Source organism: Streptomyces piniterrae (genome assembly GCF_005048155.1).
In the GTDB taxonomy this organism is placed as follows: domain Bacteria; phylum Actinomycetota; class Actinomycetes; order Streptomycetales; family Streptomycetaceae; genus Streptomyces; species Streptomyces piniterrae.
The window spans coordinates 93920-107392 of record NZ_SUMB01000001.1 but is presented as its reverse complement, the minus strand read 5'-3'; the positions used below and the strand labels follow the sequence as shown (position 1 = coordinate 107392).

At 70.2% G+C, this 13473-nt stretch carries 12 protein-coding genes; 8 read left to right on the top strand and 4 right to left on the bottom strand.

Annotated elements, in window-relative coordinates; translation table 11 throughout:
• The first annotated feature begins 21 nt into the window (after positions 1–21).
• The gene (locus FCH28_RS00525) at positions 22–807 is read left to right on the top strand and encodes an amino acid ABC transporter permease (protein WP_136737656.1); all 786 of its coding nucleotides are present in this window, start codon (positions 22–24) and stop codon (positions 805–807) included.
• 5 nt (positions 808–812) lie between these two features.
• Complete coding sequence (locus FCH28_RS00520; protein ID WP_246102201.1) at positions 813–1697, top strand: amino acid ABC transporter ATP-binding protein; 885 nt, start codon at positions 813–815, stop codon at positions 1695–1697.
• 126 nt (positions 1698–1823) lie between these two features.
• Here FCH28_RS00520 and FCH28_RS00515 read toward each other — a convergent pair whose 3' ends face one another.
• A complete protein-coding gene (locus FCH28_RS00515) occupies positions 1824–2687 on the bottom strand; it encodes a hypothetical protein (RefSeq protein WP_136737655.1) in 864 nt (287 codons plus the stop codon).
• 161 nt (positions 2688–2848) lie between these two features.
• Here FCH28_RS00515 and FCH28_RS00510 point away from each other — a divergent pair, with 161 nt between their 5' ends.
• The 5 genes from FCH28_RS00510 (at position 2849) to FCH28_RS00490 (ending at position 9798) form a co-directional block, all read left to right on the top strand.
• A complete protein-coding gene (locus FCH28_RS00510) occupies positions 2849–3823 on the top strand; it encodes an acetylxylan esterase (protein ID WP_136737654.1) in 975 nt (324 codons plus the stop codon).
• Positions 3824–4109: 286 nt separating this feature from the next.
• Entirely contained in the window at positions 4110–5537 is a 1428-nt protein-coding gene (gene xylB, locus FCH28_RS00505; RefSeq protein ID WP_136737653.1) for a xylulokinase, read from the top strand.
• Positions 5538–5797: 260 nt separating this feature from the next.
• Entirely contained in the window at positions 5798–7210 is a 1413-nt protein-coding gene (locus FCH28_RS00500) for a family 2B encapsulin nanocompartment shell protein (protein WP_136738290.1), read from the top strand.
• Positions 7211–7378: 168 nt separating this feature from the next.
• On the top strand, positions 7379–8794 hold the full coding sequence (locus tag FCH28_RS00495; protein WP_136737652.1) for a family 2B encapsulin nanocompartment shell protein: 1416 nt from the start codon (positions 7379–7381) through the stop codon (positions 8792–8794).
• A 248-nt stretch (positions 8795–9042) separates the two neighbouring features.
• Positions 9043–9798: an N-acetylmuramoyl-L-alanine amidase gene (locus FCH28_RS00490; RefSeq protein ID WP_136737651.1), complete on the top strand. Its 756-nt coding sequence runs from the start codon at positions 9043–9045 to the stop codon at positions 9796–9798.
• On the opposite strand, the gene FCH28_RS00485 is transcribed toward FCH28_RS00490, so the two are convergent.
• The gene (locus FCH28_RS00485; protein ID WP_136737650.1) at positions 9791–10669 is read right to left on the bottom strand and encodes a phosphatidylinositol-specific phospholipase C/glycerophosphodiester phosphodiesterase family protein; all 879 of its coding nucleotides are present in this window, start codon (positions 10667–10669) and stop codon (positions 9791–9793) included. The two genes, FCH28_RS00490 and FCH28_RS00485, sit on opposite strands and share 8 nt — an antisense overlap.
• Positions 10670–10735: 66 nt before the next feature.
• Between FCH28_RS00485 and FCH28_RS00480 the strand changes: the two genes are divergently transcribed.
• On the top strand, positions 10736–11989 hold the full coding sequence (locus FCH28_RS00480) for a phosphodiester glycosidase family protein (RefSeq protein WP_136737649.1): 1254 nt from the start codon (positions 10736–10738) through the stop codon (positions 11987–11989).
• Here FCH28_RS00480 and FCH28_RS00475 read toward each other — a convergent pair.
• Positions 11975–13171 carry an MFS transporter gene (locus tag FCH28_RS00475; protein ID WP_246102199.1) on the bottom strand — a complete coding sequence of 399 codons (1197 nt, stop codon included), beginning with the start codon at positions 13169–13171 and terminating at the stop codon, positions 11975–11977. The two genes, FCH28_RS00480 and FCH28_RS00475, sit on opposite strands and share 15 nt — an antisense overlap.
• Positions 13168–13362 (bottom strand): hypothetical protein, encoded by a 195-nt coding sequence (locus FCH28_RS38765; RefSeq protein ID WP_246102197.1) that lies wholly within the window; start codon positions 13360–13362, stop codon positions 13168–13170. The genes FCH28_RS00475 and FCH28_RS38765 overlap by 4 nt, the downstream gene beginning before the upstream one ends.
• Positions 13363–13473 lie beyond the last annotated feature (111 nt).

The following is a 13473-nucleotide window of genomic DNA, read 5'->3' as shown; positions in this document are numbered from 1 at the left end:
GATCGGAGAAGGTCGGCCCTCATGCCCCTGTCCAAACGACGGCGCGCGCGGATCATCCGCGGCGTGCAATACGGCGTCCTGGTCGCCGCCGTAGTGATATTCGCGCTGGTCGCCGACTGGCACCAGCTGCGGACGGCGTTTTTCGACGTCAATGTCGCCAAGGCCCTGTTCCCGGACATCATCACCACGGCGCTGGTCAACACGGTCCTCTACACCCTGCTCGGTTTCGGGTTCGGACTCGCGCTCGGTCTGGTGCTCGCGCTGATGCGGCTGTCGTCGGTGCCGCCGTACCGCTGGATCGCCGTCACCTATATCGAGTTCTTCCGCGGGATTCCGGCACTGCTGGTATTCATCGCGCTCGGCTTCGGTGTGCCGCTGGCTTTCGAAGTGGCGCTCGATATGAACGTCACGGTGATGCTGTCGCTCGGTCTGGTGGGCGCCGCGTATATGGCGGAGACCATCCGGGCGGGTATTCAGGCGGTCCCCAAGGGGCAGACGGAAGCGGCCCGTTCGCTGGGCATGTCGCACGGCCGGGCGATGCTCTCGATCGTCATCCCGCAGGCGTTCCGTATCGTTCTGCCGCCGCTGACCAACGAGCTGATCCTGCTGACCAAGGATTCCTCTCTCGTCTATCTGCTGGGGCTTTCCCTCGGCCAGTTCGAGCTGGCCAACTTCGGCCGGGACGCGCTCAATGAGCACAAGAGCCTGACCCCGATCCTGATCGCGGGACTGCTCTATCTCGTGATCACCCTCCCGCTCGGCCAGGTGGTCCGGCGGCTCGAGGCCCGTACGGCGAAGGCCAGGTGACCGGCATGACGCAGGACAAGGCCGAGCAGAAGGCCGTGGAGAAAGCCGTGCAGAAGGAAACAGCCAAGGACGCCGCTCCGGAGAATTCCGGGGACGCCAAGGCGATCGATGTGCAGGGTCTGCACAAGGCGTTCGGCGAGCTGGAGGTGCTGCGCGGAATCGACTTCTCCGTGGCACGCGGCGAGGTGGTGTGCATCATCGGGCCCTCGGGTTCCGGTAAGTCGACGCTGCTGCGCTGTGTGAACCTGCTGGAGGAGCCGAGCTCCGGCCGGGTCACGGTGGCCGGCACCGAGGTCACCGACCCGGACGTGGACATCGATCTGGTCCGGCGCCGGATCGGCATGGTCTTCCAGTCCTTCAACCTCTTTCCGCATCTGACCGTGCTGGAGAATCTCACGATCGCCCAGCGACGCGTGCTGCGGCGGGACCGCGCGGAGGCGGACCGTATCGCCCGCGTCAATCTCGAACGGGTGGGCCTGGGCGAGAAGGAGGCGTCCTACCCGGCGCAGCTTTCGGGCGGGCAGCAGCAGCGGGTGGCCATCGCCCGTGCGCTGTCCATGGACCCGGAGCTGATGCTCTTCGACGAGCCGACCTCGGCGCTCGACCCGGAGCTGGTCGGCGACGTGCTGGCGGTGATGCGTTCACTGGCGGACGAGGGCATGACGATGCTGGTCGTCACCCATGAGATGAGCTTCGCCCGGGAGGTCGCCGACCGGGTGGTCTTCATGGACGGCGGAGTGATCGTCGAGGAGGGCATCCCGGAGCGGGTGGTGGGCGATCCGCAGCACGAGCGGACCCGCACGTTCCTGGCGCGGGTGCTCGACCCGGCAGCAGCCGAGGTGGGCGAGGTCGCGGACACCGGGCCGACGGGCAAGCGCGTCGACCGCTGAGCGGGAGGGCCGATGTCGCAGACAACGACTTCGGCATGACGGACGGCCCTGACGTGTTCGACGATCAGGGCCGTCTCGTGGACAGCGGGGTGCCGGCACCTCCAGCGATGGTGACGACCGGCCGGCTCAGGAAAGCGGCTTGGTGAGCTTCTTGGTGCCGGAGCGGTTCGCCGTCAGGCTGCAGCTGACGGTCTTGATGCCCATCTTGTAGCCGCTGATGTTGGGGTACAGGACGTAGGTGCCCTCGGCGGTTCCGGCGGGTTGTTTGGCCGCCTTGCGCTCCAGGTCGTCCTGGCACAGCGAGGACGCCTTCGCCTTGATGGCGGAGCTGGTCGTGAAGCCGGAGCCCAGACGGTGGGTGCTGACGGCCTCGGCATCGTGCGGGCCGTTGCAGGAGGCCGCCGTGATCTCACCGCCGCCGCCCGGCGGGATGTCGTAGCAGTCGCCGACCTTCAGCTGGAAGTAGGGGATCCTGCTGCTGGAGGGCGAGGGCGTGGCGCTCTGGTAGCTGCTGTCGGTCGGCGTCGCGGACGGGGTGGCGGACGCGCTCCCGGACGGTGTCGCGCTGGTGCTGGAACTGGACGGCTTCGCGCGGACGTTCTCGTCGTCATCGCCGTTGGCCATCACGAAGGCGACGATGACGGCGGCCACCACGATCACACCGCCGCCGATGATCGCCGCGATGGTCTTGCCGTTGCCGCCGCCTCCGGGCGGGCCGCCGGGCTGCTGCCAACCACCCGGGCCGCCGGGGCCGGGCGGGCCGTAGCCGCCGCCCGATGACGGGCCGTAAGCACCCGGAGGCTGGCCGCCGGCCGGCGGCCCGTATCCACCCTGGCCCTGGCCGTATCCGCCCTGGCCGTCACCGCCTTGCCCCGGGGCACCCTGGCCCGGGGCGCCCTGGCCGTAACCACCGGCAGGCGGGCCGAAGCCACCGGCACCCTCGTTGGGCGGCTGGTTCTGCGGTGGCGGCGGAGGCGGGGGAAAACTCATGGCAGGAATGATCGCTTCTTTACGAGGTTTTGAGGGACACGGTGACCAACCTGGAACAATTTCCGTCTGAGACATTCGGCCCGTGGGCACGGTTGGCGACAGTCGGCTAGACGAGTCATAGGACTTATCCGTCCTGCCACCCTACGGCCCGGAGGTTCTGCGTGTTCACCGACCTGCCCCTGGACGAGCTGCGCCGTTACCGCCCACCGCTTCCCGAACCGGCCGGGTTCGACGCGTTCTGGGAGCGCACCCTCGCCGCGGCCCGCGCGCATGACCTCGACGCCCGCTTCACCGACGTCGACTCCGGGCTCGGCTTGCTGCACAGCTACGACGTGGCGTTCTCCGGATTCGGCGGACACCGTATCCGCGGCTGGTTCCTGATCCCGCGACAGGCCGCCGGTCCACTGCCGTGCGTGGTGCAGTACCTCGGCTACGGAGGCGGGCGGCTGCTGCCGCACGACTGGCTGCTGTGGCCGTCGGCGGGATACGCGACGCTGGTCATGGACACCCGCGGGCAGAGCGGCCCCGACCGGCCCGGTGACACCCCCGACCCGGTCGGCTCCAGCAATCCGGGCGTCCCCGGCAAGATGACCCAGGGGCTGCTGGACCCCGATGACTACTACTACCGACGGCTGTTCACCGACGCGGTCCGCGCCGTGGAGGTGGCGCGCCAACACCCCGCGGTGGACCCCGCCCGGATCGTGGTCGCGGGCCACAGCCAGGGAGGCGGCCTCGCCCTCGCGATGACGGGCCTGGTGCCCGATCTGGCGGGGGCGCTGATCCATGTGCCGTTCCTGACCCATATCCGACGCGCCGTCGACATCACGGACGCGGGCCCGTACGGCGAACTCACCCGCTATTTCGCGGGCGCACGCACCCACATCGACACCGCCCTGCACACTCTGGACCACTTCGACGGCCTCAACTTCGCGGTCCGCGCGAGCGCGCCCGCGCTCTTCGGCACGGCGCTGCGCGACGCCGTCGTGCCGCCCTCCACCGGCTTCGCCGCGTTCCACCACTACGCAGGCGAGAAGAAGCTCGAGGTGTGGCGGTTCAACGCCCATGAAGGGGGCGGCGGTCAGCAGCGGGCGGCCGAAATCCGGTTCCTGCGCGAGCTGTTCGGCCGAGGGGCCTGAGCCTCGGCCGTCCTCGGCGGGTGGGCCGGGCCGGCTCGCTCAGACGCACGGTACGCGGCGGCCTGACGTCGAATGGCCGAGGGGCGCCGCAGCCGACTCCCCCTCCCACTACGACTCCGACTCTCCGACTCCTTCGGACATTCGCCGGGCGTTGGTTCATCAGGCGTGAATACGTCAGGCGTTATTTTGTCAGGGCGCTTTACGAAATTTGCCGCGCTCAAACTAATATGCGGCAGCACACCGGGGACACCCCTGGAAGCACCGGTCCGCCAAGGGAGAGAGCACGATGGGCGCACAGTCAGAGGGACCGCTCGTCGTCGGCGTGGACAGCTCCACCCAGTCCACCAAGACGCTGGTCGTGGACGCGGAGACCGGTCTGGTCATCGCCCGGGGCCAGGCGCCGCACACCGTCAGCGGCGACGGCAAGGAGAGCGACCCGGAGCAGTGGTGGCAGGCGCTGGGCGAGGCGCTGCGGCAGTGCGGTGACGCGGCGCGGCAGGCCTCCGCGGTGTCCGTCGGCGGGCAGCAGCACGGCCTGGTCGCACTGGACGCGGCCGGCGAGGTGGTGCGTCCCGCGCTGCTCTGGAACGACGTACGCCCCGCGCCCCAAAGCGAGCGGCTGACCGAGGAGTTGGGGGGCGCGAAGGTCTGGGCGGAGCGGATCGGCATCGTGCCGCGGCCCGCCTTCACCGTCGCCAAGTGGGCCTGGCTGCGGGAGAACGAGCCGGCCGCGGCCGCCGCCACGACCGCGGTGCGGCTGCCGCACGACTACCTCACCCAGCGGCTGACCGGCCAGAGCGTCACCGACCGCGGCGACGCGTCGGGGACCGGCTGGTGGGCATCGTCCACCCAGTCCTACGACACCGAGATCCTGGAGCATGTCGGGCTGTCCCCGGACGCGCTGCCGCGGGTGGCGCTGCCCGGAGAGGCCGCCGGCACCGTACGTACCGAAGAGCTGCCGCTGCCCCATGGCGCGCTGGTGGCGGCCGGCACCGGTGACAACATGGCGGCGGCGCTCGGCCTGGGGCTGCGCCCCGGTCAGCCGGTGCTGAGCCTGGGCACCTCCGGGACGGTCTACGCGGTCTCCACGCACCGGCCCACGGACCCGACCGGCATGGTCGCGGGGTTCGCCGACGCGCGCGGCGACTGGCTGCCGCTCGCCTGCACCCTGAACTGCACGCTCGCCGTGGACCGGGTGGCGGCGCTGCTGGGCCGCGACCGCGAGGCGGTCGAGCCCGGTGGCAGCGCGGTGATGCTGCCCTTCCTCGACGGCGAACGGACCCCGAACCTGCCGCACGCCTCGGGACTGGTGCACGGTCTGCGGCACAGCACCACGGCCGGTCAGCTGCTCCAGGCGGCGTACGACGGGTCGGTGTTCGCCCTGTTGCAGGCCCTGGACCAGGTGCTGGACGGGGACGCCGGGGCCGATACGCCGCTGCTGCTGATCGGCGGCGGCGCCAAGGGCCGGGCCTGGCGGGAGACCGTACGACGGCTGTCCGGGCGCCCGGTGGTGGTGCCGCAGGCGAAGGAGCTGGTCGCGCTCGGGGCGGCGGCGCAGGCGGCCGGGCTGCTGCTGGGCGAGGATCCGGCGGCGGTGGCGCGCCGTTGGGGGACGACGCGCGGCGCGGAGTACCCGGCGGTCGAGCGGGACGGCGCCGCCTGGGAGCGGCTGGCCGCGACGCTGGAGAGCGGCGGGGCGCTGCTGCGGGGGTGAGGGCGGGGGAGGTATTGGGAGCTTCTTTCCGCGCCGCGGGCACTTTTTGACGATGCGCTTTCCGCCGGCGCCTCGACACACTCTCCCCCCGGCCGAATCCGCTAAACCTTTCCATGGAAAGAGATTTCCATGCCACTCGTTCGAGCGATTGTGCCGATAAAAAGCGCGCCACTATCTTCGGCTGGGCGGGCTGCCGACGTACTCCCCTGAATGGGACATCGATCCGGTCGCGTCGCACCCTCGAACGAGTTAGGCGGAGCATTGTGACGATTACCGACCAGACGTTAAGCGGAAGCTCTGAAGATACCCCGAATTCAAGTCTCAGCACCACTGCTGCGCGGAATTTGGCGACCACCACCAAAACCCCGCCGCAGATGCAGGGCATCACGTCCCGCTGGCTGCTGCGGCTGCTGCCCTGGGTGCAGGTCTCCGGCGGTACGTACCGGGTGAACCGCCGGCTGTCGTACACCCTCGGCGACGGGCGCATCGACTTCGCCATCAGCGGCACCGACGTCGCGATCATCCCCGACGAGCTGCGCGAACTGCCCGCGCTGCGGGACTTCACCGATACCGATGTACTCGGTGCGCTGGGCGCGCGCTTCACCCGGCACGAGTACGCCCCCGGCGACCTGATCGCCGAGGCCGGCCACCCCGGGGACCGGCTGGTGCTGATCGCGCACGGCCGGGTCGACCGCATCGGCACCGGCAAATACGGCGACGAGACCGCGCTGGAGGCGCTGGCCGGCGGCGACCACCTGGGTGACCATGTGCTCACCAGCCCCGACGGGACCTGGGAGTTCAGCTACCGCGCGGTGACGAGGGTGACCGTGATGGCGCTGGCCCGGGAGGCCGCACACGAGGTCATCGGCCGTTCGCCGGGACTTCAGGAGCATCTCTCGGCGGACGGGCAGGGCCCGGCGCGCCCGGTCAACGCGAGCGGCGAAGCGGCGGTCTCCGTCCTGTCGGGGCACCACGGCGAGCCGTCCCTGCCCAGCACCTTCGTCGACTACGACCTGGCGCCACGGGAGTACGAACTCAGCGTCGCGCAGACCGTGCTGCGCACCCACACCCGGGTCGGGGACCTCTACAACGACCCGATGAACCAGGTCGAGGAGCAGCTCAAGCTGACCATCCAGGCGCTGCGCGAGCGCCAGGAACACGAGATGATCAACAATCCGGAGTTCGGATTGCTGGCCAACGCCGATCTCAAGCAGCGCATCCACACCCGTACCGGCCCGCCCACCCCCGACGACCTCGACGACCTGCTGGCGACGGTCTGGAAGGACCCGGGCTTTCTGCTCGCCCATCCGAGGACGATCGCGGCGATCGCCCGGCAGTGCAACTCCCGTGGGCTGTACCCGACAGCGGTCGATTTCAACGGGCATTCACTGCCGTCGTGGCGTGGCGTGCCCATCTTCCCGTGCAACAAAATCCCGGTGACGAAGGAGCAGACGAGTTCCATTCTGCTGATGCGCACCGGCGAGGAGAAGCAGGGCGTCGTCGGACTGCACCAGAACGGAATTCCGGATGAATACGAGCCGGGTCTGTCGGTGCGTTTCATGGGAGTCGACGAGCGGGCCATCGTCAACTACCTGGTGAGCGCCTACTATTCGGCGGCGATTCTCGTACCCGATGCGCTGGGCGTCCTCGAAGACGTGGAAATCGGGCACTGAGAATGCACGGAAAGATGCGCGGAAATATGCACGGAAAGACACACGGAAGGAAATAGCGCGCCGTCATGCGGCCCTTTCGCAGGGCGTCGACGTGCCCGAGGGGCTCGCCGTAGCCCGCCCGTACTCACGCACCCCCCTAGCACCTACCAGAACAGGTGAGCTTTCTTCATGACCACATCGGTGGACCCGACGTCCGTCCCGCAGCCCTCCGAGATCCAGCAGAACCGTTCCAGCCTGGACACCTCGGCGGCGCGCAAGCTGGCGACCACGACCAAGACCGTCCCGCAGATGCAGGGCATCTCGTCCCGCTGGCTGCTGCGCATCCTGCCGTGGACGCAGGTCTCCGGCGGTACCTATCGGGTCAACCGCCGGCTTACCCACACGCTCGGCGACGGCCGGGTGGAGTTCATCACGGAGGGCTCCGAAGTCCGGGTGATTCCCGCGGAGTTGCGGGAGATGACTCCGCTGCGGAGCTTTGACGACGCCGCGACGCTGGAGTCGCTGGCCGGCCGGTTCGTCCAGCAGGAGTACGCGCCGGGCGATGCCATCGCCGAGCAGGGCCGGCCCGCCGACCGGGTCGTCCTGATCGCGCACGGCAAGCTGAACAAGCTCGGCACCGGCAAGTACGGCGACGAGACGGTCCTGGGGGTGCTGGCCGACGGTGACGCGATCGGCGAGGCGGCGCTGCTGGACGCCGACGCGGAGTGGGAGCACACCGTGCGGGCGGTGACCCGGGTGACCGTGCTGTCCCTGCCGCGCAGCGAGTACGAAGCGGTGCTCGACCGGTCGCAGGCGCTGCGCGACCATATCGACGCCTTCCGCTCGGCGCTGGTCCCGCCGCAGAACAAGCACGGTGAGGCGGCCATCGAGCTGGCCTCGGGACATGTCGGCGAGCCGGAGCTGCCGGGCACCTTCGTCGACTACGACCGGGGGCCGCGGGAGTACGAACTGAGTGTCGCGCAGACCGTGTTGAAGATTCACTCGCGGGTCGCGGACCTCTACAACGACCCGATGAACCAGCTGGACCAGCAGCTGCGGCTGACCGTGGAGGCGCTGCGCGAGCGCCAGGAACACGAGATGATCAACAACCGCGAGTTCGGGCTGCTGCACAACGCCGATCTCAAGCAGCGCATTCACACCCGCAGCGGTCCGCCCACCCCGGACGACCTCGACGAGCTGATCTCGCGGCGCCGTAAGACCCAGTTCCTGCTGGCGCATCCGCGGACGATCGCGGCGATCGGGCGGGAGTGGAACGCGCGCGGAATCTATCCGACGGGTGCGGAGGTCAACGGTGCGGGGGTCCGCGCGTGGCGGGGGATTCCGCTGCTGCCGTGCAACAAGATCCCGATCAATCCGGACCAGACCAGTTCCATTCTCGCGATGCGTGTCGGCGAGGAGAACCAGGGTGTGATCGGGCTGCACCAGACCGGCATCCCGGACGAATACCAGCCGGGGCTTTCCGTGCGTTTCATGGGCATCAACGAGCAGGCCATCATCAAGTACCTGGTCAGCGCCTATTACTCGGCGGCGGTGCTGGTGCCGGACGCGCTGGGCATTCTGGAGGACGTGGAGATCGGTCACTGACCGGAAGTCCGGTGCACCCGGGTGCCGAAGCCCTCCCTGCGGCCAGGGATGCGGGGTGTGGCACCCGGGTGACGGCCAATCAGGTGTGTTCAGTGGTACCGGACTTCTGACCTGCGTTGTTCCGTCTTTGGTCAAGGCCATTGGCAGATCGGCCATTCCCTTGGCAGGGGGTGTCCTGTTGCGCATGATGAACGCATCACATGTGCGTGACATGTACGCGACCCTCTCGGTCATTGTCAGGAGTTCACATGGAGCACGACCGCCCCCTCCCGGCCCGACGACGTCTGCTCACCGGCGCGGCCGCGCTCGCCGTGGCCGCCGCACTCACCCCGCTCACGGCAACCGCCGCACACGCGACGCCGCTCCCCGACGACCCGTCCGGCGACACTCCCGGACGCGACTGCCCGCCGGACGGTACCCCTTCGGACAGCACCACTCCGGACGGCACCGCTCCGGACGAGGCGACTCCGGACGGCGTTCTCGAGGGCGGCGCCGGCGGCTATCCCCCCTGCCACTGGGTTCCGGCCGACCCGGCCAACTACACAGCCGCCGACCGTCCGACGCAGTATCCGGTCGATCTGGTCGTGGTGCATGTGACCCAGGAGACCTACGACGACACCATCCGGCTGTTCCAGGACCCGAACCACAAGGCGGCCGCGCACTATCTCGTACGGTCCGAGGACGGCTACATCGCACAGTGCGTACGCGAGCGGGACGTCGGCTGGCACGCCGGCAACTGGGACTTCAACACCCGCAGCATCGGCATCGAGCACGAGGGCTGGATCGACAAGCCGGAGTACTTCACCGACGCGCTCTACGAGCAGTCCGCGCTGCTGACCGCGGCCGTCTGCGACCGCTACGGCATCCCCAAGGACCGGGAGCACATCATCGGCCATGTCGAGGTGCCCGGCACCGACCACAAGGACCCGGGCGACTACTGGGACTGGGCCCGGTACATCGATCTGGTCAACGCCGCGACATCCTCCTGGCACTCCGTCACATGACGCCGTGCGCAGTGTCGCGAAGGAACGCCTCCAGGCCCGGCAGGTCGTCGGAGTTGAGGTAGTCGGCGCCCGCGTCCAGCAGCGCCTGCCAGACCGCCTCGCGCTCCGGGCCGGCCGCGTCCGGTGTCGCCCAGAAGCGCAGCCTGCGGCGTTCGGCATGGGCGGCGGACACCATCTGCCGCAGCCGGGCCCGCTCGTCGCGGGGCATCGGCCCGTGGCCCTGCCAGCGGAAGGTGTCGGTCCAGGACGTGGAGATCAGCGGGGCGAACGACGCGGGGGCGGCGGTGCCGAGATCCTCCGGGCGGCCGTCGTAGAACGCGTACCGCACCCGCTCGGCTTCCATGGGCGCGCGGGCGCCGCGGTCACCGGAGATCACCGCGGTGACCGGCCCGCTCCTGACCCGGCCGCCGGTGCAGACGCTGAGCAGTTCCCGGTAGCGGTGCAGTACGCGCGACAGGGCGCGATAGGTGGGGTCGCCCGCGGTCTTGATGTCTATCAGCAGCTGGAGCGACAGGCGGTGGCCCTGGTAGACCGTTCCGCCGTTGGCCTGAACGCGTCGGCGCAACGGCGCGAGATAGAGCGATTCCAGGGTGCGGGACGGGTCGAGGTCCGCTTCCTCGTGGGCGACCAGCAGCCGGCCGTCGACGAGCCAGATGTCCGCCTCCACGCTGCCGAAGCCGTGGTCGAGGGCGTCGAGAAGCGGCCGGGGGTGCTCGTAGTCGTTGTGCGCGTGGGCGCGCGGCAGCGGTGCGGGGCCGCCCGTGGCGGTGCGGTCGAGGGCGGCGGCGGGCAGGCTCTCTCCGGTGGCCAGGCCCGCGACGAGGGCGGCGGCGAGCGACACGACGGCCGTTCGGCGAGTGTACGAATTCATGACATCTCCAGGTCATAGTGGGCGTCTACGGCACCTGGGACAGTTGGCGCGACGTCAGGGGGGCTCGTGAAGCAGCGATTCGGTCGTGTTCGCGCGGTGCTGACGGTGCTGGTGGCGTGGGGCGTGCTGGTCGGCGGTGGGGTGGCCGGCGGCACTCGGGCCACCGCCGCCGGCGACACCTTGGTCCGGTCGGATGCCGTGCCGGTGGCGCCCGGTGTGGAGTACGGCGAATTCCGGATGACGGTGCCGCGCGGTGTCGCGCACGGGCATCTGCTGACGGTCGATCTCGCCGATCCGCGGGTCTCGGTGGATCTGCTGTATCCGGAGGCGGTCGGTGCGCGCTGGCCGGTGTCGGAACTGGCCGCGGTGCGGGGCGCGGTGGGCGCCGTCAACGGCGACTTCTTCCATATCAACGAGACCCAGCACCCGGGCGTGGAGGCGACCGGCGCGCCGGTGGGGCCGGCGGTCGCGGCCGGGCGGGGGTTGAAGGGCGCGGTGCCCGACGGGCAGCGGTTCGGGCCGGTGATGCCGCCCGGCGCGTCCACCGAGGATGTCATCGGGGTGGGTTACGACCGCCGGGCGCGGCTGGACCGGCTGACGCTGCGCGGTGCGGTGCGGACCGCCGAGGGGACGCTGCCGCTGCGCGGGCTCAACCAGTACGCGCTGCCGGTGGACGGTATCGGGGCGTACACCGCGCGGTGGGGGCTCGCGTCCCGGGTGCGGGCGACCTGCGGTACGGATGCCGACCGGGCGGCGCCGTGCAGCGCGGAGACCGCCGAGGTGACGGTCAGCCATGGGCGGGTGGTGGCGCTCTCGGAGCGGCCGGGCGGTGGCGGGATCGCCCCGGGGAGTGTGGTGCTGGTGGGCCGGGAGGAAGGGGCGCGGCAGCTGCGCGAGCTGCGCATCGGTGATCCGGTGAGTGTCGGCCACCGGCTCGTGGGCCGGGGGCCGTCGCCGCTGCGATGTGCGGTCGGCGGCTTCCCGATCGTGCGGGACGACCGTCCGGTGGCCGGTCTGGACACGGTCACCGCCGCGGTGCGTACCGCCGCGGGGACCGGGGGCGGCGGCCGGCTGCTGTATCTGATGGCGCTGGACGGGGCGCCTGGTCAGGCCGGCCTGACGGTGCGTGAACTGGCTGATCTGATGGCCGTGTTGGGTGCGCGGGACGCGGTCGACCTGGACGGCGGCGGGTCCTCGACGCTGGTCACCGGCGATCCGTACGACCCGGATGGCGGCGGGATCACGGTACGCAACCACCCTTCGGGCGGCGTGGAGCGTCCGGTGCCGAACGCGATCGGGGTCTTCTCACTCGGTTGGTGAGACCGGTGCCGGGGTGTCGTCGGCGCCGGCGGTGCGCATCCGGCCGAAGGCGTAGACGCAGCCGGCCAGTGCGAGGTCGGAGAGCAGCATGAAGCCGATGGCGTAGGAGCCCTTGGTGCCGTAGACCGCGCCCATGACCAGCGGCGGAACGAAGCCGCCGAGGCCGCCGCAGGCGCCGACGATGCCGGTGACGCTGCCGACCCGGGCCTGTGGTGTCACCCGTGCGAGCAGGGCGATGATCGCGCCGCTGGAGGCGCCCAGGCCCGCCGCCATGACCAGGAAGTCGAGGGTGCCCAGCGGGTGCAGCATCGGGTCCAGGGCCTGGACCACGGCGAACAGGGCCACCGCGCCGAGCGCCCAGGCGGTGACCACGGCCGGGTGCGCCCGGTCGGCGCACCAGCCGCCGATGGGCCGGAAGACGACGGTGACCAGCGCGAATCCGGCGGCGCTGGTGCCGGCGTGGACGGCGCCGACGTCGTACCAGGTCTGCAGATACGTCGGCAGATAGACGCCGAACGCGACGATGCCGCCGAAGCCGACCGCGTACAGCGCGGCCAGTTCCCAGGTGATGCGGAGCCGGCCGGCGGCGGCGAGGCGGGTGGCGAGGGAGCTCTGCGGGACGGGCCGGTCGGGGGCGTCGGTGATTATCAGCGCGGCCAGCATCGCGAAGACGGCGAGCGCCATGGCGACGACGAGGTACGGCAGGTTCTCGTCGTATCTGTGGATGCGGGGGGTGAGATATGCGGAGAGCGCGACGCCGCCCATGCCCATTCCGAAGATGCCCAGTGCCAGGCCTCGTCTGCCGGGCGGGAACCAGCCGTTGACGAGGGGGACGCCGATGGCGAAGGTGGTGCCGCCGAGGCCCAGCAGGAAGGCGGCGGCGAGCAGTGCGGCGTAGTTGTGCCGGGCGGGGATGAGCAGCAGTACCGGCACGATGGTGAGCCCGGAGACCAGGGGGAACATCAGCCGGGCCCCGTACCGGTCGGTGAGCGCGCCGACCGGCACCCGGCCCAGCGCGCCGACCACCACCGGCGCCGCCACCAGCACCGCCTCCTCGAAGCTGGTCAGGCCGAGGGCGGCCTTGAAGGCGTGGCCGAGGGGGGAGATGAGGTTCCAGGCCCAGAAGGTGATGGTGAAACCGAGGGTGGCGAGGGTGAGGTTGCGGTAGGCGGCCACCGTCACGGGCGCACGCTGCTCACCACATCCGCCGCGCCGGCGAGGCCGTTGTGAATCTCCGGTGCGAGGCTGCTGCTCGCCAGGTAGAAGCCGAGCAGCCCGCATACCAGGGCGTGCGAGATCTTGAGATTTCCGGTGCGCAGGAAGATAGCCACCAAGATCACCAGTAGGAGCACGATCGAGATCGAAATAGCCATGGGACACCTCCTCTACCGCCGCCCGAACGGGCGGCAATGGGTGGCCAGTTTGGCGTATTTCGGGTATGCGCTGTTTGAGGCGGGATGCTCCGATCAGGTGATGACTGGCTT

Bases quoted from the DNA above. Each gene is read 5' to 3' on its own strand.
- FCH28_RS00525 (WP_136737656.1), top strand. From the start codon at position 22: ATGCCCCTGTCCAAACGACGGCGCGCGCGGATCATCCGCGGCGTGCAA.
- FCH28_RS00520 (WP_246102201.1), top strand. From the start codon at position 813: ATGACGCAGGACAAGGCCGAGCAGAAGGCCGTGGAGAAAGCCGTGCAG.
- FCH28_RS00515 (WP_136737655.1), bottom strand. From the start codon at position 2,687: ATGAGTTTTCCCCCGCCTCCGCCGCCACCGCAGAACCAGCCGCCCAAC.
- xylB (WP_136737653.1), top strand. From the start codon at position 4,110: ATGGGCGCACAGTCAGAGGGACCGCTCGTCGTCGGCGTGGACAGCTCC.
- FCH28_RS00495 (WP_136737652.1), top strand. From the start codon at position 7,379: ATGACCACATCGGTGGACCCGACGTCCGTCCCGCAGCCCTCCGAGATC.
- FCH28_RS00490 (WP_136737651.1), top strand. From the start codon at position 9,043: ATGGAGCACGACCGCCCCCTCCCGGCCCGACGACGTCTGCTCACCGGC.
- FCH28_RS00485 (WP_136737650.1), bottom strand. From the start codon at position 10,669: ATGAATTCGTACACTCGCCGAACGGCCGTCGTGTCGCTCGCCGCCGCC.
- FCH28_RS38765 (WP_246102197.1), bottom strand. From the start codon at position 13,362: ATGGCTATTTCGATCTCGATCGTGCTCCTACTGGTGATCTTGGTGGCT.